Source organism: Kaistia terrae, from assembly GCF_026344005.1.
Lineage (GTDB): Bacteria > Pseudomonadota > Alphaproteobacteria > Rhizobiales > Kaistiaceae > Kaistia > Kaistia terrae.
This window is the reverse complement of the sequence record NZ_JAPKNH010000001.1, coordinates 974,013-991,714: the sequence shown is the minus strand read 5'-3', so window position 1 is coordinate 991,714 and position 17,702 is coordinate 974,013. Positions and strand designations below refer to the sequence as shown.

At 63.5% G+C, this 17,702-nt stretch carries 16 protein-coding genes; 7 read left to right on the top strand and 9 right to left on the bottom strand.

Annotation, left to right across the window (positions count from 1 at the left end; all coding sequences use genetic code 11):
• Position 1: 1 nt before the first annotated feature.
• The 5 genes from glyA to OSH12_RS04555 form a co-directional block, all read right to left on the bottom strand.
• Positions 2–1,309, bottom strand: a complete 1,308-nt coding sequence (glyA, locus tag OSH12_RS04575; protein ID WP_266342292.1) for a serine hydroxymethyltransferase — start codon at positions 1,307–1,309, stop codon at positions 2–4.
• A gap of 179 nt (positions 1,310–1,488) precedes the next feature.
• Positions 1,489–2,781, bottom strand: coding sequence for a L,D-transpeptidase family protein (locus OSH12_RS04570; RefSeq protein ID WP_266342291.1), 1,293 nt, complete (start codon positions 2,779–2,781; stop codon positions 1,489–1,491).
• A gap of 372 nt (positions 2,782–3,153) precedes the next feature.
• Complete coding sequence (gene ldtR, locus OSH12_RS04565) at positions 3,154–3,666, bottom strand: transcriptional regulator LdtR (protein ID WP_266342290.1); 513 nt, start codon at positions 3,664–3,666, stop codon at positions 3,154–3,156.
• Between the two features lie 189 nt (positions 3,667–3,855).
• Positions 3,856–4,278, bottom strand: coding sequence for a DUF6163 family protein (locus OSH12_RS04560; RefSeq protein WP_266342289.1), 423 nt, complete (start codon positions 4,276–4,278; stop codon positions 3,856–3,858).
• The gene (locus tag OSH12_RS04555) at positions 4,275–5,315 is read right to left on the bottom strand and encodes an enoyl-CoA hydratase/isomerase family protein (protein WP_266342288.1); all 1,041 of its coding nucleotides are present in this window, start codon (positions 5,313–5,315) and stop codon (positions 4,275–4,277) included. The genes OSH12_RS04560 and OSH12_RS04555 overlap by 4 nt, the downstream gene beginning before the upstream one ends.
• 278 nt (positions 5,316–5,593) lie before the next feature.
• On the opposite strand from OSH12_RS04555, the gene OSH12_RS04550 reads away from it, so the two are divergent.
• From OSH12_RS04550 to OSH12_RS04525, 6 genes are all read left to right on the top strand, one after another.
• Positions 5,594–6,880, top strand: coding sequence for a hemolysin family protein (locus tag OSH12_RS04550; protein ID WP_266342287.1), 1,287 nt, complete (start codon positions 5,594–5,596; stop codon positions 6,878–6,880).
• Between the two features lie 96 nt (positions 6,881–6,976).
• Positions 6,977–7,996 carry a porphobilinogen synthase gene (gene hemB, locus OSH12_RS04545; protein WP_266342286.1) on the top strand — a complete coding sequence of 340 codons (1,020 nt, stop codon included), beginning with the start codon at positions 6,977–6,979 and terminating at the stop codon, positions 7,994–7,996.
• 13 nt (positions 7,997–8,009) lie between these two features.
• Positions 8,010–9,386 carry a branched-chain amino acid ABC transporter permease gene (locus tag OSH12_RS04540; protein WP_266342285.1) on the top strand — a complete coding sequence of 459 codons (1,377 nt, stop codon included), beginning with the start codon at positions 8,010–8,012 and terminating at the stop codon, positions 9,384–9,386.
• Between the two features lie 14 nt (positions 9,387–9,400).
• Positions 9,401–10,663 carry a threonine ammonia-lyase gene (locus OSH12_RS04535; RefSeq protein WP_266342284.1) on the top strand — a complete coding sequence of 421 codons (1,263 nt, stop codon included), beginning with the start codon at positions 9,401–9,403 and terminating at the stop codon, positions 10,661–10,663.
• Between the two features lie 85 nt (positions 10,664–10,748).
• Complete coding sequence (locus OSH12_RS04530; RefSeq protein ID WP_266342283.1) at positions 10,749–11,249, top strand: RDD family protein; 501 nt, start codon at positions 10,749–10,751, stop codon at positions 11,247–11,249.
• Between the two features lie 76 nt (positions 11,250–11,325).
• Positions 11,326–12,084, top strand: coding sequence for an arginyltransferase (locus OSH12_RS04525; protein ID WP_266342282.1), 759 nt, complete (start codon positions 11,326–11,328; stop codon positions 12,082–12,084).
• Positions 12,085–12,250: 166 nt separating this feature from the next.
• Here the strand turns inward: OSH12_RS04525 and parC are convergent, their stop codons facing one another.
• Together parC and puuE are read right to left on the bottom strand one after the other, a co-directional pair.
• Entirely contained in the window at positions 12,251–14,509 is a 2,259-nt protein-coding gene (gene parC / locus OSH12_RS04520) for a DNA topoisomerase IV subunit A (RefSeq protein WP_266342281.1), read from the bottom strand.
• 61 nt (positions 14,510–14,570) lie between these two features.
• Positions 14,571–15,482: an allantoinase PuuE gene (puuE, locus tag OSH12_RS04515; protein WP_323180599.1), complete on the bottom strand. Its 912-nt coding sequence runs from the start codon at positions 15,480–15,482 to the stop codon at positions 14,571–14,573.
• Positions 15,483–15,664: 182 nt separating this feature from the next.
• Between puuE and OSH12_RS04510 the strand changes: the two genes are divergently transcribed.
• The gene (locus OSH12_RS04510) at positions 15,665–15,856 is read left to right on the top strand and encodes a hypothetical protein (RefSeq protein WP_266342280.1); all 192 of its coding nucleotides are present in this window, start codon (positions 15,665–15,667) and stop codon (positions 15,854–15,856) included.
• 99 nt (positions 15,857–15,955) lie between these two features.
• On the opposite strand, the gene pssA is transcribed toward OSH12_RS04510, so the two are convergent.
• Together pssA and OSH12_RS04500 are read right to left on the bottom strand one after the other, a co-directional pair.
• Entirely contained in the window at positions 15,956–16,789 is an 834-nt protein-coding gene (gene pssA / locus OSH12_RS04505; protein ID WP_266342279.1) for a CDP-diacylglycerol--serine O-phosphatidyltransferase, read from the bottom strand.
• Position 16,790: 1 nt separating this feature from the next.
• Positions 16,791–17,519 carry a phosphatidylserine decarboxylase gene (locus OSH12_RS04500; RefSeq protein WP_266342457.1) on the bottom strand — a complete coding sequence of 243 codons (729 nt, stop codon included), beginning with the start codon at positions 17,517–17,519 and terminating at the stop codon, positions 16,791–16,793.
• Between the last annotated feature and the right edge of the window lie 183 nt (positions 17,520–17,702).

The following is a 17,702-nucleotide window of genomic DNA, read 5'->3' as shown; positions in this document are numbered from 1 at the left end:
ATCAGGAATAGATCGGGAAGCGAGCGGTCAGAGCATGGACACGCTCCTTGACCGAAGCTTCCACGAGCGGAGCGGAACCGTCTTCCGACTGCGATACGGCGCCCAGAACTTCGGCAATCAGACGGCCGACTTCCTGGAACTCGGCAACGCCGAAACCGCGCGTCGTCGCTGCCGGCGTGCCGAGGCGGATACCGGAGGTGATGAAGAACTTCTCCGGATCGAACGGGATGCCGTTCTTGTTGCAGGTCAGGCCGGCGCGAACGAGCGCCTTCTCGGACACGTTGCCCTTCACGCGCTTCGGCCGCAGATCGACCAGCATCAGGTGATTGTCGGTACCGCCCGAAACGATGTCGAAGCCGGAGCCCTTGAGCGTTTCTGCAAGTGCACGAGCATTTTCGACGACGCTGTTCGCGTAGACCTTGAAGTCCGGACGCAGCGCTTCGGCGAAGGCGACAGCCTTGGCGGCGATCACATGCATCAGCGGGCCGCCCTGCAGACCGGGGAACACGGCCGAGTTGATCTTCTTCGCGATCGTCTCGTCATTGGTCAGGATCATGCCGCCGCGCGGGCCGCGCAGCGACTTGTGCGTCGTCGTGGTGACGACATGCGCATGCGGCAGCGGCGACGGATGGGCGCCGCCGGCGACCAGACCGGCGAAATGCGCCATGTCGACCATCAGGTAAGCGCCGACCGAATCGGCGATCTGGCGGAAGCGCTGGAAATCCCAGATGCGGGAATAGGCGGTGCCGCCGGCGATGATCAGCTTCGGCTTGGTCTCTTCGGCGATGCGCTGGATTTCTTCATAGTCGAGCAGCTGGTCCTCGCGGCGCACGCCATACGGCGCCACCTTGAACCACTTGCCGGACATATTGACCTGCGAACCGTGCGTCAGATGTCCACCGGCCGCCAGGTCGAGGCCCATGAAGGTATCGCCCGGCTCCAGCAGCGCCAGGAACACCGCCTGGTTCATCTGGCTGCCGGAATTCGGCTGCACGTTGACGAACTGGCAGTCGAACAGCTTCTTGGCGCGCTCGATGGCGAGCGTCTCGACGATGTCGACGAATTCACAACCGCCGTAATAGCGCTTGCCCGGATAACCCTCGGCATACTTGTTCGTGAGCACCGAGCCCTGCGCTTCCAGAACGGCGCGCGAGACGATGTTCTCCGAAGCAATCAGCTCGATTTCATGCTGCTGGCGACCGAGTTCCTTGCCGATTGCATCGGCAATTTCCGGATCGGCCTGGGCCAGGGTCCGGTTGAAGAAAGCGGAGGTCGAGGAAAGGCTATCAGCGCGATCCGTCAGAGACATGGGGCGGTCCATCCTGTTGGCGGAACCGGATTCGTGCCAATGACGGCACGGCCGGGACTCGCGCGGCGTACCATATGTGGGGGTAGACGCCAAGAAAAAGGGCCTCATCGGCCCTTCAATTAACGGGGGTCGTTCCGGGCACTTGGCACGGAACAACCATTTTAAGAGCTAGCAGCGACCTATTGAAGCGCCAGCTGGCCGATGCCATCCATATTGTAGATGTCATCGCGGAAGTGGGTCACGCCATCGGCCATCGCCCAGGCGCTGACATACTGCAGGTAAAGCGGAATTTCAGGCTTCGGATTGACGTTGACCTGCTCGCCAGACTTGAAGATCGCATCGATGCGCTCGCGCGGGAATTCCGGCGTATCGCGCAGCAGCCAGCCGATGACCTGGCGGATGTTCTGCACGCGGATGCAGCCCGACGAATCGAAGCGCTGCTCGCGGCCGAAAATGTCCTTCTGCGGCGTGTCGTGCATGTACACCTGCTCGTCATTGTGGAACGATATGCGCACGCTGCCGAGCGAATTGAAGTCGCCCGGATCCTGCCGGAACATGTAGCCCTTGGTCGCCTGGTCGGTATTCCAGTCGATCTGGGTCGGCGGAACTTCGACACCGGCCGAATCATAGATGCGGATGTGCTTGCTGGTCAGGTAATCCGGCGACTTCCGCATGAGCGGGATCAGATCCTTGCGGATGATCGACGCCGGCACGGTCCAGTTCGGATTGAAGCTCACGCGATAGATCTTGGTGGCCAGGACCGGCGTCGGGCGATCGACCTTGCCGACGACGGCGGTATGGCGCGACACGACGCGACCGCCTTCAACGACCTCGATCGCCGCGGCCGGAATGTTGATCATGACATAGCGCTCGCCGAGGAAGCCCGACATCGAGCGCAGGCGAACCAGATTGGTCTGCAACTGGCCGAGACGGACGTTGGCGGTAACGTTCATCATGTTGATGGTCGACTGACCGGCGACGCCGTCAGCCGGCAGTCCGTGCCGTGCCTGGAAGCGGCGGAGACCTGCGTCGACATAGGAATCGAAGGTTTGCGAATTGCCGGCGCCGGCGGCCAGATCGCCGGAAACGGTCAGGCGCTGGCGCAGGATGACGACGTTGGGATCCTTGAGGCCGAGGCTGAGCTTCTTGTCGCCGGGAACCATCGGCCAGCCGCCACGCGCGACGATGTCGGTGTAATTCTGGATTGCATATTCCACGGCCTGCGCCGTGTCCGGCGACAGGATCGGCGCCGAGGTGCGCACGGAGGCCGCACCGCTCGACGCGGCATCGAAACCATCGGACCAGTCGCTACTGCCGCTCTGCAGAACCTGATTGATCGGGTCCATGTCTTGGGCAAACGCCGCGATCGGCATAGCAACCGAGGCTGCCAGCGCACCGGCCATGGAGCGCAATGCGCCACGGCGGGTCATCGCGGTGGCCGGGAAGAGAGTGATGTTCTTTGATCCGCTCATGTCGATACTTCTGGTAGCCCGCTGGTACAGGGAGCTACGCGAACCGATCGCCGCCCCCGATTTCGACTGCGGCTTGCACGCGCCGCGAACCCTGAAAACACCGTCGACTGCCCATCGACGTCGCAACCTGAACGAAAGGCCAAGCAGCCTGCCATCGGACCTCGCCACAAGGGCGATTGACCGAAGGACGCGACTTAACTCACCTGTCCTTGGCTGTCACGTCAGTATGGCGCTTTCATGTCGCCGCGCTGCACCGCAGCACTTCCGTCATGCTGCATGAGGATGGTTACCGTATCCTTCACGGCCGGCTCCAAACGTGCAAAAGCCCCGGCAGGGGCGGCCGGGGCTTTTGGAAGGTCAGACAGTCCGATTTCAGAGGCGATACAGGATCTGGTCGGTCCAGAAGCGCTCGAGGCGCTGCAGCGAGCGGTTGAGCTGCTGGAAATCATCGACAGCGATGCCGCCGACCTGCTCGATCGACTTCATGTGGCGCTCATAGACACCACCGACGATCGCGGCGACTTCCTGGCCCTTGTCTGTCAGGCTGACGCGGACCGAGCGACGATCCATCCGCGAACGCTGGTGATGGATGTAGCCCATCTCGACCAGCTTCTTCAGATTGTAGGAGACGTTGGAGCCAAGATAATAGCCGCGGGTGCGAAGCTCGCCGGCCGTCAGCTCGGCGTCGCCGATGTTGAAAAGCAGCAGCGCCTGGATGCTGTTGACGTCGGAGCGACCCGAACGGTCGAACTCGTCCTTGACGACGTCGAGCAGGCGACGATGCAGACGCTCAACGAGCGTCAACGCTTCCATGTAAAGCGGCTTGAGATCCGGAGTAAACTGGGGCTGAACTGCTGTTTCGACTGCCCGCTTCGCGCTGATCATCTTGTCTGCCTCTTGTTTCCGCGGCAAGTATTCTTCTCACCTCATGACAACGGAACTTAGAGTGATCATTTGAATATCATCTTAAGGATCAGGCTTAACGTCAGATTACCTCGTGGCTTGGCGTCCGAAACGGTTCTTATCGTTAAAAACTTACTATGCTCGCCGCCAAGCCTAGGCCCCGCCTGACTTTTAGCCGGCCGCCGCCTCGTGGCGGCGGCTCATCACCAGCAGGCCGACGAAGACCAGAAGCGAAATGACGTGGAACGAGACGATCAACCAGTCGAAACCGAACGTGTCCGCGAACACCGTGTGCATCGCCACTTCGAACAGCGCGACATAGATCCAGATCACGTTGCCCCAGGCGACGCGCATCCAGAGCCCAACGGCCGCGACGAGGTCGACCACGGCCAGGTTGATGGTGACGAACCGCCAATGGTTCGACATCGTCTCCAGGCTCCAGCCATCATCCTGGAACACGCCGGCGATATAGAGCCAATGACGCAGTCCGAGCAGGAGCAGGACGGCCGCGATGCCCCGCAGATAGACATCGAGCGCCAGATCATAGGGATTGTCCGGCTCGCTCGGGAGCTGGGTGACTTCATTGTCCATCATGGCAGCGGAATGTCTCCATCGAGGGGAGCCACGAAGTGCCCTTCGATCGCCCTCGGGTCAACTGCGTCCAGCGTGCCCGGGTTCCAGCGCGGCGACTGATCCTTGTCGATCAGGGCGGCGCGAACCCCTTCGTAAAAATCATGGCCATCAAGCATGGCGCAGGCGATCCGCCAGTCGAGCCGGATGCAATCCTCGAACTCGAGGTCGCGCGCGGCGCGGATCTGCCGCAGGGCGACCCGCAGGCTGGTGGGCGATTTGGTACGGATCGCAGCCGCGGTCCGGCCGCCCCACTCCGCCAGCGCGCCTTCCAACCCATCCAGCCGGGCCAGGATCGATTCGACCGATCCTGTCGCGAAGACCACCTCGATGGCGGCATCGAGCGTGCCCAGCGTCTCCGGGGCCACCGGCTCGATGAACCCGGCAAGCACCGCGTCGACGTCGTCCGTTTCGGCAAGGCTCGCCACGATGGCGTCAAACGCAGCCGCCGGCGCCGCATGGGTCGCGATGCCGGCGTGCAGGGCATCGCCCCGCGCCAGGCGGACGGCCGCGAGCGCGCAATAGAGTCCGATCTGGCTTGGCATGCGCGAAAGGAAGAAGCTGGAGCCGACATCCGGGAAAAAGCCGATCCCGGTCTCCGGCATCGAGAAGACGGCTTTTTCCCCGAAGACCCGATGCGAGCCATGCACCGAAATACCGGCGCCGCCGCCCATGACATAGCCGTCGACAAGCGCGATATAGGGTTTTGGAAATGCCTTGATGGCAGCGTTCAGGCGATACTCGGCCTCGAAAAACGACTTCTGGACCGGGTCGCCCTGCCCTGCCTCGATAACGGTACGGACATCGCCACCGGCGCAAAAGGCGCGTCCGACCGCCCGCACGATCACCAGACGGATCGATGGGTCGTCGCGCCATTGCCGGAGGGCATCCGACAGCGCCGTCACCATCCCATGCGACAGCGCGTTGAGCGCGCCAGGCCGGTTGAGCGTGATGAGACCCGCATGTCCCTGGCGTTCGAAAAGTATCTCTGGCTCGGCCATTCTGCCTCCGGCGCTCGAAGCCGCCGATGGTAAACGGAGAGGACTTTGCGGCAAGGGTGGATCGGCTCCGTCCCCACCTCATTCGAGCGCCCGCGATTGCTTCATCTGTCCGCTGGCGAGAACAAGCCGCGTTCGATATGATCAGCGCCATGTCGAGATAGATGATGCGAAGTTATACTCCGGAGCACGGCCGTTCGGCCCTGCTTGCCGGCCTTTTTTCTACGGCCAAATGGAACCCATGGTGCCCTCCTCAATGATCGCCGCGCGCTAAACGACACATGCCCTGGCAAGACCTTCTGATCATCGCTGTGTTGATCGCTTTCAACGGCTTCTTTGCTCTATCCGAGATCGCCGTCGTTTCATCCCGCCCCGCCCGTCTGCAGTTCATGGCCAGCGAAGGCGTCCGTGGCGCCTCGACCGCCCTGAAGCTGTCGGAGGACCCGACCGGCTTTCTGTCGGCGGTCCAGATCGGCATCACGCTCGTCGCCATCCTGTCCGGCGCGTTCGGCGAGGCCGCGCTGGCAACGCCGCTGACCGAATTCCTGCTCTATGAATTCCCGAGCCTCGGCGCACGCGCTTCGACGATCGCGACCGTCATCGTCGTGGTCGGGCTGGCCTATTTCTCGCTGATCTGCGGCGAGCTGGTGCCCAAGCGCCTGGCGCTGACCAACCCCGAACGGCTCGCCTGCTTCGTCGCGCGGCCGGTCGGCCTGCTCGCACGATTCGCACTGCCGGTCGTCTGGTTCCTGCGCCTTTCGACGAACACCGTGCTGCGCATTCTCGGCAAACAGGAGAATGACGAGCGCGGCGTGACCGAGGAAGAGGTCAAGACCATGATCGCCGAAGGCACCGAAGCCGGTGTCTTCCATCAGGCCGAGCGCGAAATGATCGAGGCGGTGATCCGCGTCGCCGACCGTTCGGTGCGCACGATCATGGTGGCGCGACCCGACGTCGTCTGGCTCGATTCCGAGGATAGCCCGGGCGACATCCGCGACGCGGTCATCGAATCCGGCCATTCGCGCTTCCCGGTCAGCCGTGGCGAGATCGATGCCGTTATCGGCATCGTCCACGCCAAGGACCTGCTGGAGCAGATCTACAAGGGCCAGACCGTTGATCTGACGCCGGTAATCCGGGAGCCGCTCTATGTCGACGAGCGCATGCCGATCCTGAAGGTGCTCGATCGTTTCAAGACGTCGAGCGTCCATATGGCGGTCGTGCTGGACGAGTATGGCAGCTTCCAGGGTGTCGTGACGCCGATGGACATCCTGACAGCGATCGCCGGCGATATGCCGGAGCACGAGGGCGACGACGTGCCGGACGCGATCCAGCGCGCCGACGGTTCGTGGCTGATCGACGGCAGCGCGCCGATCGATACGGCCGAGCGCACGCTTGGCCTCAAGGACCTCGGCCGCGACGAGGACTTTGCCACCGTCGCCGGCTTCATGCTGCACCACCTCGGCCATATCCCCGTGCCGGGCGAATTCTTCACATACGAGGACTGGATCTTCGAGGTAGTTGACCTCGACGGCCGCCGGATCGACAAGGTTCTCGTCCGAAAGAGCTAAGTCGCTCCATACCATTCGAGGGCGCGACAGCGCGGCGCTTGCGACCGGTGTTCCCGGTGCTAACGTCCCGCCGCCGCGCCTTCTAAGGAAAACAACATGACTCGCCAGTTCTTCACCCCGCCCGATATGAACGCGATCCTGGGCGGCAGGCGACTGCGCCGCAATCGCAAGGCGGACTGGTCGCGCCGGCTGGTGCGGGAGACGGTACTGACGGTCAACGATTTGATCTGGCCGATCTTCCTCGTCGAAGGCACGAATGTCCGGCAGGACGTCACCTCGATGCCGGGCGTCCAGCGCCTCTCCGTCGACCAGGCTGTCGTGGAGGCAGAGAAGGCCGCGAAGCTCGGAATTCCGGCCATCGCGCTGTTCCCGTTCACCGAGCCCTCGCTGCGCGATCCGACTGGCTCGGAATCGCTCAATCCGAACAATCTCGTCTGCCGCGCCTGTCGCGCCATCAAGGCGGCGGTGCCGGATATCGGCCTGATCACCGATGTCGCGCTCGACCCCTATACCAGCCATGGCCATGACGGCGTGCTGGAAGGAGATCGGATCGTCAACGATGCCAGCGTCGCCCTGCTCGTCCAGCAGGCCCTCGCCCAGGCCGAGGCGGGCGCCGATGTCATCGCGCCGTCCGACATGATGGATGGCCGCGTCGCGGCGATCCGCGAGGTGCTCGACGACGCCGGCTTCCTCGATATCCAGATCATGGCCTACTCGGCCAAGTACGCCTCGGCCTTCTATGGTCCGTTCCGTGATGCGATCGGCACGTCGAAGACGCTGATCGGCGACAAGCGCACCTATCAGATGGACTTCGCCAATACCGACGAGGCTTTGCGCGAGGTAGAACTCGACATTCAGGAAGGGGCTGACATGATCATGGTCAAGCCCGGCATGCCGTATCTGGACGTGTTGCAGCGGGTCAAGGAGACCTTCGCCATGCCGACCTTCGCCTATCAGGTGTCGGGTGAGTACGCGATGCTGCAGGCGGCGGCGCAGAATGGCTGGATCGATGGCGACCGCGCCTTCATCGAAAGCCTCGCCGCCTTCAAGCGGGCGGGGGCGGACGGAATCCTGACCTACTTCGCGCCGCTCGTCGCGCCCCTCTTGCCGCGCTAATAGGGACGCGCCGATGATGGGGGCGGCCAGAACGGCCATAGTCGTGGCGCTCCTGTTCTGCGCGACAGCGCTGCTTTCCGCATGCTCGGATGTCGACCGCCAGCAGGCTCGCATCTGCGTGGCGGTCGCCACGGCCGTCGCCCCGGAAAATCAGAAGGTCACCATCCAGTCGGTGATCCCGCTCGTCGGTGTCAGCCACGCGGTGCGGGTGAACTACAGCGTCCCCAAGATGCCGTTGCCGCTCTATGTCGACTGTGCTTTTGGCGGCGGCACGCTGGAAACTGGCCGGCGCGACGTCATCGGCGTTCGCGGCTATGACGGCGTGCTCTCGGAGCGGCAACTCTTGACGATGTATCGCTGGTTCCTGTCCCAGGATGCCGCGGTTGACCGGGCCGTGGCCGAGACGAACTGGCAACCGCCGACCCTCCAGGTCTTTTCCTGGGCCCCGGCGAAATCGGTCGGCTTCGCGCTTCAGCAACTCACCAACATCCTCAATCTCGCGGCGCTCTATTCGCCGCTGGCGCTGGCCTTTGCGCTGATTTACGGCTTGATCCGGCGCATCAACATGGCGTTTGGCCAGATCGCCGTGATCGGCGGCTATGGCGCGATCTTCGGCATCGTCGCAGCCGCTTCCATGCCCTCGCTTGGATTGGCCGCCACCATCGGGCTGACGCTTGCCTGCGCGGTCGCGCTGGCGGCGCTCTGGGGTTGGCTGGTCGGGCGCACTGTCGTCCTGCCGCTTATCAACCGGCCGGACCGCGCCTTCATCATCGCCACGATCGGCCTCGGCGTCGCACTTTCCGAAATGCTCCGCCTGACACAGGGCGCCCGCGAAATCTGGATCGACCCGATTCTGGAAACGCCGGTGCTCCTGACCGGCGGCGCCTTTCCCGTCGTCATCACCGAGATGCGCCTGCTGATCATCGCAGTCTCCGCGCTCGTCTTGGCTGCCGTCCTGATCCTCATGCGGATCACGCCCTTCGGCCGGGCCTGGCGGGCCGTGGCGGATGACGGGGTGATGGCGCGGCTGTCAGGCATCAACCCGGCGCTGGTCACGACGGGTACGCTGGTCCTCGCATCGGCACTTGCCGCCGGCGGCGGCGTCGTCCTCGCCCTGAGCTATGGCACGATCAACTTTTCCATGGGCCTGATCGTCGGGCTGAAGGCGCTGCTGGCAAGCCTGGTCGGCGGGGCCGGGTCGCTGCTGGGCGCGGTGCTCGGCGGGTTGCTGATCGCCACGCTCGAAACCCTCTGGTCCGCCTATTTCGACTCATCTTCGCGCGACATCGTCGTACTCTCGGCCCTCACACTGCTGTTCCTGTTGCGTCCAGACGGCCTGCTCGGCCGGAGTGCAGTGCTGGAAGAGGGACGTGGAACGCGCCTATCGTGAAGTCTGGAGGCTCAATGACCAAAAGATCGCCGGCTGAGACATCGTCGACCTCGCCTTTGACGGCCGGGATCCCGACGCTTGCGGACATTCGCGACGCTGCCCGGCAGATCGACGGCGTCCTGATCCGGACTCCCTTCCTGCCCGCCCCTCGCCTGTCGCGGCTGACAGGGGCCGAGGTCCACGTCAAATACGACAATCTGCAGGTGACTTCGTCGTTCAAGGAACGCGGCGCGCTGGTGAAGCTGCTGTCGCTGACAGCAGAAGAACGCGCCAATGGCGTCGTCGCCATGTCCGCCGGCAACCACGCCCAGGCGGTCGCTTATCACGCCCAGCGGCTCGGCATTCCGGCTACCATCGTCATGCCGAAGACGACGCCGTTCGTGAAGGTCGAGGCGACGCAAGCGTTTGGCGCCAAGGTGGTCGTCGAGGGCGAGACGCTGGCGGCCTGCCAGTTGATCGCCGCCACGATCGCCAATGAAACCGGCGCCATCTGGGTCCATCCCTATGACGATGCGCATGTCATTCGCGGCCAGGGCACGGTCGGCCTCGAAATGATCGAAGATGGGCCGGAGCTCGACTGCATCCTGGTGCCGGTCGGCGGCGGCGGACTGATCAGCGGCATCGCCATCGCGACCCGGGCATTGGCGCCCCACACGCAGGTGATCGGCGTGGAGACCGAACTCTATCCGTCGATCCGGGCGGCGCTGGACGGCGTCGAGAGCGAATGCGGCGGCAACACCCTCGCCGAGGGCATCGCCGTCAAGAATGTCGGCGTCCTGACGCTGGAAATCGTCCGCCAATGTGTCGACGACGTCGTCCTGGTCTCCGAGACGACCATTGAGCGCGCCGTGAACGCCTATCTGACGCTGCAAAAAACCATGGCCGAAGGGGCCGGTGCGGCGGGGCTTGCCGCCATGCTGGCCGACCCGGACCGCTTCCGGGGCAAACGGGTCGGGCTGGTCCTGACCGGCGGAAATATCGATCCGCGCATCGCCGCCTCGATCATGGTGCGCGAACTGGCCCGTTCGGAACGCATTGTCGCCGTGCGCATGACCATCCCCGACCGCCCGGGCGTGCTGGCCGACATCGCCGAGACGATCGGCAATTGCGGCGGCAACATCCTGGAAGTATCGCATCATCGCCATCTGCTCTCGGTGCCGGCGAAGGGCGCCAGTCTGGACGTGACGATCGAGACGCACGGCCCCGACCACGCGCGAGAGATCGTTGCCGCCCTGGAAGCGCGCCATTACTCTGTACAGCGCATGGATCCGCCCTGAGGCAGGCAGCCGGAACGTCGATCTTCTTGTATGAGAGTTCAGTGCCTCCCATTTGATAACAATGAGACTCGAGCAGGAAACGACCATGACGCACTACGATGACGCTTATCGTTCCGACGGTATGGTTTTCGACCCCGTGCGCGAACCCGAACTCTTTGACGGCGTGCTGTCGAAGCGCTTTTTTGCGTGCATCATCGACGCGATTTTGATCGGTTTCTTTCTCTTGCTGGCGTCGCTGGTCATCCTGGCAATGGGCGTTTTCACCTTCGGGCTGGCGTGGTTCCTGTTCGCCCTGCCGATGTTCGCCATCGTCGCCCTGCTCTATATCGGCTTGACGCTGGGCGGCCCCAAGGCGGCGACACCGGGCATGCGCATGGCCGGCGTAACGATCCGCAGCACCGACGGGCAGCGCATCGGCGTGATCATCGCCGCCGCGCATGCGCTGATCTTCTGGTTCTCGATCTCGGTGCTGACGCCGCTGGTGCTGCTGGTTGGCCTGTTCTCCAATCGCAAGCGCCTGCTGCAGGACATGCTGCTCGGCACGGTCATTCTCAACGCCGGCCCGCTGATGCGGACCCGGCGCTGATTAAATTTCGCTATTGGCTCCCGGTGTTGGCGTACTATCGTTGGTATATGCCTGAATCGTCCGGGCCCGTTGTGCGATGACCCATCACTCGACCGAAACGCCGCAATTCTTCCTCACCGCTCCATCGCCCTGCCCCTATCTGCCGGGCCAGATGGAGCGGAAGGTTTTTACGCATCTCGTCGGCGACAAGGCCTCGGCCTTGAACGAAGTGCTGACGCAGGGTGGTTTCCGGCGCAGCCAGAATATCGCCTACCGGCCGGCCTGCGAGGCCTGCAAGGCCTGCGTCTCCATCCGCGTCCCCGTCGACCTGTTCGAAACGACGCGCAGTTTTCGGCGTGTGCTCGAAAAGAATAACGATCTGATCGGGACACGCGTCGACGCGGCGCCGACCTCAGAACAATATTCGCTCTTCCGCGCCTATCTCGACGCCCGCCATTCGCAGGGCGGTATGGCCGACATGACCGTGCTCGACTATGCGATGATGGTCGAGGACACGCATGTCGACACGATGCTGGTTGAGTACCGGTTTCGCGGGCCGGATAGCGGCATCACCGGCGTGGGCGAAGGCCCGCTGATCGCGACCGCGTTGACCGACCTGCTCTCGGATGGCCTGTCGATGGTCTACTCGTTCTACGAGCCGGATTTCATCGACCGGTCGCTCGGAACGCTGATGATCCTTGATCACATCCGCCGCGCCCGTCGGATGGGCCTGCCCTATGTCTATCTGGGCTATTGGGTCGATGGCTCGAAGAAGATGGCCTACAAGGCCCGCTTCAAGCCCCAGCAGCATCTCGGCCCGCGCGGCTGGGAACCAGCGGGCCAGGGCAGCGAGTGATCGCCTTCAGGTAAGCAAGGCCCTCACCTCTCCCTGAGGGAGAGGTCGACGCCCGAAGGGCGGCGGGTGAGGGTTTAAGACCTTACCGGATAGTTCCCTAAACCCTCACCCGGAGCTTCGCTCCGACCTCTCCCTTAGGGAGAGGTGAAGAATGGCAGGGTCGCCCCTACTTCAGCGGCGGCGTTCCAAAACTATTCGTCTTGGGGAACTTGTCCGGCGGCAACCGGCCGGCCTGGCCACGTTCCGCCACCCACGCCCGCAGCTCATCGATCGTACGGGTAAAGCTCCGGCCGGATGAATCCATCCAGGTCAGGCCCTCGGCCGTCGAGAAGAAGCGGACGTCGGAAGGCCCGCCATCCTTGTAGCGCTGCAGGCGAACGCCCTTGCCGCGCGTCATTTCCGGAATCTGCTCGGCCGGGAAGATCAGGAACTTGCGGTTCTGGCCGATGATGGCGACGAGATCGCCCGCCGCCTCGACACAGACCCGCGCTTCCTCGGTGCCGTCGACATTCAGCACCTGCTTGCCCTTGCGGGTATTGGCGATGACTTCGCTCTCCGGCACGACGAAGCCGCGCCCGTCCGTCGAGGCGATCAGCAGCTTGCGGCCGGGCTTGTGGACGAAGACCGTGACGATGTCCTGGGCGTTGTCCATATCGACCATCAGGCGGATCGGCTCGCCATGGCCGCGACCGCCCGGCAGCTTGTCGGCGCCGAGCGTGTAGAACTTGCCGCCGGTGGAGAACACCAGCAGCTTGTCCGTCGTCTCGGCGTGGAACGCCATCTTCAGGCTGTCATCGGTCTTGAAGGTCAGCGTCGTGAAATCACTGACATAGCCCTTCAGCGCGCGGATCCAGCCCTTTTCGGAAACGACGACGGTGACCGGCTCGCGCTCGATCATCGACTGCTGGATATCCTCGACATCATGCGACGGTGCGTCGGCAAAGCCGGTGCGTCGCTTGCCCAGTTCGGTTTCCGGGCCAAAGGTCTTGCGGACCTCCTTGATCTGCCAGGCCACCGTCTTCCACTGCTTGTCCTCGGACCCGAGCAGCGCCTCGATCTCGGCCATCTCGGCCGAGAGCTTTTCGTGCTCGCTGCGGATCTCGAATTCCTCAAGCTTGCGCAAAGAGCGCAGGCGCATGTTGAGGATCGACTCGGCCTGCAAATCGGTCAGCGAGAAGGTCTTCATCAACTCCTGTTTCGGCTCATCCTCATAGCGGATGATCCGGATCACCTCATCGAGGTTCAGGTAGGCGACGAGATAGCCTTCCAGCACTTCGAGGCGATGCTTGATCTGGGCCAGGCGGAACGCCGAGCGCCTTACCAGCACCTCACGGCGGTGCTCCAGCCATTCGCGCAGAACCTCGCCGAGGTTCATCACCTTCGGCACGATGCCCTTCGAAAGGACATTCATGTTGAGAGAGATGCGGCTCTCCAGCTCGGTGAGCTTGAAGAGTGACTCCATCAGCAGCGCCGCGTCGACGGTGCGGGCGCGCGGCTCCAGCACGACGCGGATGTCTTCGGCAGACTCGTCGCGGACGTCCGCCAGCAGCGGCACTTTTCGCGTCTGGATCAGTTCGGCGATCTTCTCGATCAGGCGCGACTTCTGCACCTGATAGGGGATCTCGGTGATGACGATCAGATAGGTGCCGCGACCCTGATCCTCGACATGCCAGCGCGCGCGAACGCGGAAGCCGCCCTTGCCGGTGCGATAGGCCTCGGTGATCTGCGCCCGGTTGTCGACGATGATGCCGCCGGTCGGCAGATCCGGGCCCTGAACGTGCTGGACCAGTTCCTCGGTCGTCGCGTCCGGGTTCTGGATCAGGACCAGCGAAGCGTCGCAAAGCTCGGCGATGTTGTGCGGCGGCACGGACGTGGCCATGCCGACGGCGATGCCGGAGGTGCCGTTGGCGAGCAGGTTCGGGATGCTCGCCGGCAGGACGACCGGCTCCTTCAGATCGCCGGAGTAATTCTCGCGGAAATCGATCGAATCCTCGTCGATCCCTTCGAGCAGCATCTGCGCGACGGCGGTCATGCGCGCTTCGGTGTAGCGGTATGCCGCTGCGCCGTCGCCGTCGATGTTGCCGAAATTGCCCTGGCCGTCGACCAGCGGATAGCGCGAGGAGAAGTCCTGCGCCAATCGCACGAGCGCGTCATAGATCGACTGGTCGCCATGCGGATGGAACGAGCCCATCACGTCGCCGACGATCTTCGCGGACTTCTTGAAGGCCGAATCCGGGCTGAGCCGCAGCAGGTGCATGCCGTACAGGATGCGGCGGTGGACAGGCTTCAGCCCGTCTCGCGCGTCCGGCAGCGCTCGACCCATGATGGTCGAGAGCGCGTAGGCGAGATAACGCTCTTCAAGAGCGTCCCGAAGATTGATGCTTTCGACATGGCCGCCATCCGGCGGAATCAGCGCTTTTCCCATGCCTGATGGGAGTATCCGCTGAACCCAGCCAATTCAAGCAAAAGCCGCAGGAGCCTGCCGTTTATGCCGGCCTGTGGTGCGCGTGCCAGTGCCAGGCGATGTCGATCCGGCGCGGGATCCAGACCTTCTCCTTGGAGGCGACGTAGTCGATGAAGCGGGCGAGCGCCGCAGCGCGTCCCGGCCGGCCGACAAGACGGCAGTGCAGTCCAACGCTCATCATCTTCGGCGCGCCCTGCTCGCCCTCCTCATAGAGCACGTCGAACGCGTCCTTGAGGTAGGTGAAGAACTGGTCGCCCGAGTTGAAACCCTGCGGCGTCGCAAAGCGCATGTCGTTGGTTTCGAGCGTGTAGGGGATGATCAGATGCGGACCATTCGGTCCCGCCACCCAATAGGGCAGGTCGTCGGCGTAACTGTCGGAGGAATAAAGGAAACCACCCTCCTCCATCAGGATCTTCAGCGTGTGGTCGGAGGGTTTGCCCTGGTAGAAGCCGAGCGGCCGCGAACCCGCGACTTCCGTATGAAGGCGGATCGCCTCGTGGATATGGCGGCGCTCCTCCTCTTCGGAGAAGTCCTTGTATTCGAGCCAGCGCAGGCCGTGGCTGGCAAGCTCCCAGTCCGCTTCCTTCATCGCCGCGACGGCTTCCGGATTGCGGGCCATGGCCTGCGTCACGCCATAGCAGGTAACCGGGACCTGCCGGCTGGAGAACATCCGCCACAGGCGCCAGAAGCCGGCGCGCGAGCCGTACTCGTAGATCGATTCCATGTTGAGGTTGCGCTGGCCGACCCAGGGCTGCGCACCGACGATCTCCGACAGCAGCGACTCAGACGACTTGTCGCCATCCAGAATGCTGCTCTCGCCGCCTTCCTCGTAATTGACGACGAACTGCACGGCCACATTCGCCCCGCCCGGCCACTTCGGATCGGGTGTATTGCGGCCATAACCGATGAGGTCACGTGGGTAGGTCGTCGTCATGCTGATCCCGGTCTCTCGCAGAATGGTTATCGTCGTCGTCGCTTCGAAGGCTCCGCCTCGCGGCAAGCCTGCAATTACAGCGTTAACGGGCCTCGCTGATTCACGCGGCGTTAACCTACATGGCTCAAAATCTAAATAATTGGTAGCGACCGCCTGCTGCCACCGTCCCCAAGGAGGGCAGAATGCAGTCCGCGCACACGCAGTTTCAGGCAACCAGCCTTCCCGCCGACGATCCCCGTTTCATGGCAGCGCTCGATCTCCAGATCGCCCAGATGCGTCGCGTCCTCGAATTGATGGCGCCGGGTACGGCCAACACCGCCTTCGGCCATGTGCCGTTCGACGAGCGCATGCAGGCCGTCGCCAGCCACGGCTGACAAGAAAAGGCCCGATCCGCTTCACGCGACGATCGGGCCCTATCCAGATTTTCGAACAGACAAAAAGCCCGAAAAGTCCGCGACTTTTCGGGCTTTTTGCTATTTGGCGTCCGTGTCCACGGCAGTGGGGGCCGGCTCTTCGCGCAGATGCTTGCGCCAGGCCTGCCAGCCGAACGGCAACGCCGCCAGATAGACGAGCGCGCCCGCTGCCAGCACATGCCACGGATAGCTGAACAGCATGGCCGCCAGCACGACGACAAACACGAACAGCGGCAGCACGACTTCGCGCGAAACGCGGGTGCCGAACTTCTTGCCCGACCATGTCGGCAGACGGCTCACCATCAGCAGGCCGCACGCCACCGTGTAGATCAGCACCACAGGCGCGGTGAAGCGCCCATGCGGCAGGTCCAGATATTCGAGATAGACCGGCAGCAGCACGATCAGGGCACCCGCCGGTGCCGGAACGCCAACGAAGAAATTCGCCTGCCATTCGGGCTTGTTCGGGTTGTCGATCGCAACATTGAAGCGCGCAAGCCGGAGCGCTGCGCAGATTGCGAAGACGAGGGCCGCGATCCAGCCGAGCGAACGAACCTCGTCCAGCGCCCAGGCGTAGAGCAGGATCGCCGGTGCAACGCCGAAATTGACGAAGTCGGTCAAGGAATCCAGCTCTGCGCCGAAGCGCGAGGTCGAGCGCAGGAAGCGCGCGACGCGGCCGTCGATGCCATCCAGCACGGCGGCGACGACGATCATCGCGATCGCCTCGCCATAGCGCGCCTCGATCGCCATGCGGATCGCGGTCAAACCGGCGCAGAGCGCCAGCAGCGTCACCAGATTGGGCAGGATCATCCGGATCGGAATCTGGCGAACCTGTCGCGGCTCCCGCCGCTGGCCTTCCTCGTCGTCGGGATCGAACGGCGGGAAAATCGTTTCCATGTCAGTCGATCCGCACGCCGGAAGCAGCACCGCTGCTGGCCGTGCCGAAACGAGCCAGAACCGTCTCGCCGGCAATCGCCGTCTGGCCTTCGGCCACCAGCGGAACGGCGCCCTCGGGCAGGTAGACGTCGAGGCGCGAACCGAAACGGATCAGGCCGAAACGTTCACCAGCGGAGAGCTGCACGCCCTCGCGGGTGAAGCAGACGATGCGGCGGGCAACGAGGCCGGCAATCTGGACAACGCCCAGCTGGCCGTGCGCGCTATCGATCACCAGACCGTTGCGCTCATTGTCCTCGCTCGCCTTATCCAGCTCGGCATTCAGGAACTTGCCGGGCTTGTAGGCGATGCGATGGATGCGACCGGCGACGGGTGCGCGGTTCACATGGCAATTGAACACGTTCATGAAAACCGAAATCCGAACGCGCGGCGCTGTGCCAAGTTCGAGTTCTGGCGGCGGGACGCAGGGCCCCACGGCCGAGACGCGGCCATCTGCCGGGCTGATCACCAGATCGGGATCGAGCGGCGTCACGCGAGAGGGATCGCGGAAGAAATAGACGCACCACGCCGTCACGATCAGGCCGAGCCAGAACAACGGCCCCCAGAGCCAGCCCAGGAAGAGCGTGACAAAGGCGAGGATCGCGATGAAGGGATAACCTTCGCGGTGGATCGGCACGAAATTCGCCCGGATCGATTTCAGCACAGAATCCATGCTTTGCCCTGTCTCCTGAATAAGTCGCGTCCGGTAAATCACGGATAGGCCGGGGTGTGAAGCCGCCCTGTCCCGTTTCCTCCCCTCGCGGGGAGCGCACGCGTAAATCCCTGCAACGCTCGACCATCATCCTGAGGTGCCCGGCAAAGCCGGGCCTCGAAGGAGGTTCCAGCGATCCCCCAAGGTAGATGGCAGCCAAATCTC

Bases quoted from the DNA above. Each gene is read 5' to 3' on its own strand.
- glyA (WP_266342292.1), bottom strand. From the start codon at position 1,309: ATGTCTCTGACGGATCGCGCTGATAGCCTTTCCTCGACCTCCGCTTTC.
- OSH12_RS04570 (WP_266342291.1), bottom strand. From the start codon at position 2,781: ATGAGCGGATCAAAGAACATCACTCTCTTCCCGGCCACCGCGATGACC.
- ldtR (WP_266342290.1), bottom strand. From the start codon at position 3,666: ATGATCAGCGCGAAGCGGGCAGTCGAAACAGCAGTTCAGCCCCAGTTT.
- OSH12_RS04560 (WP_266342289.1), bottom strand. From the start codon at position 4,278: ATGATGGACAATGAAGTCACCCAGCTCCCGAGCGAGCCGGACAATCCC.
- OSH12_RS04555 (WP_266342288.1), bottom strand. From the start codon at position 5,315: ATGGCCGAGCCAGAGATACTTTTCGAACGCCAGGGACATGCGGGTCTC.
- OSH12_RS04550 (WP_266342287.1), top strand. From the start codon at position 5,594: ATGCCCTGGCAAGACCTTCTGATCATCGCTGTGTTGATCGCTTTCAAC.
- hemB (WP_266342286.1), top strand. From the start codon at position 6,977: ATGACTCGCCAGTTCTTCACCCCGCCCGATATGAACGCGATCCTGGGC.
- OSH12_RS04540 (WP_266342285.1), top strand. From the start codon at position 8,010: ATGATGGGGGCGGCCAGAACGGCCATAGTCGTGGCGCTCCTGTTCTGC.
- OSH12_RS04535 (WP_266342284.1), top strand. From the start codon at position 9,401: ATGACCAAAAGATCGCCGGCTGAGACATCGTCGACCTCGCCTTTGACG.
- OSH12_RS04530 (WP_266342283.1), top strand. From the start codon at position 10,749: ATGACGCACTACGATGACGCTTATCGTTCCGACGGTATGGTTTTCGAC.
- OSH12_RS04525 (WP_266342282.1), top strand. From the start codon at position 11,326: ATGACCCATCACTCGACCGAAACGCCGCAATTCTTCCTCACCGCTCCA.
- parC (WP_266342281.1), bottom strand. From the start codon at position 14,509: ATGGGAAAAGCGCTGATTCCGCCGGATGGCGGCCATGTCGAAAGCATC.
- puuE (WP_323180599.1), bottom strand. From the start codon at position 15,482: ATGACGACGACCTACCCACGTGACCTCATCGGTTATGGCCGCAATACA.
- OSH12_RS04510 (WP_266342280.1), top strand. From the start codon at position 15,665: ATGCAGTCCGCGCACACGCAGTTTCAGGCAACCAGCCTTCCCGCCGAC.
- pssA (WP_266342279.1), bottom strand. From the start codon at position 16,789: ATGGAAACGATTTTCCCGCCGTTCGATCCCGACGACGAGGAAGGCCAG.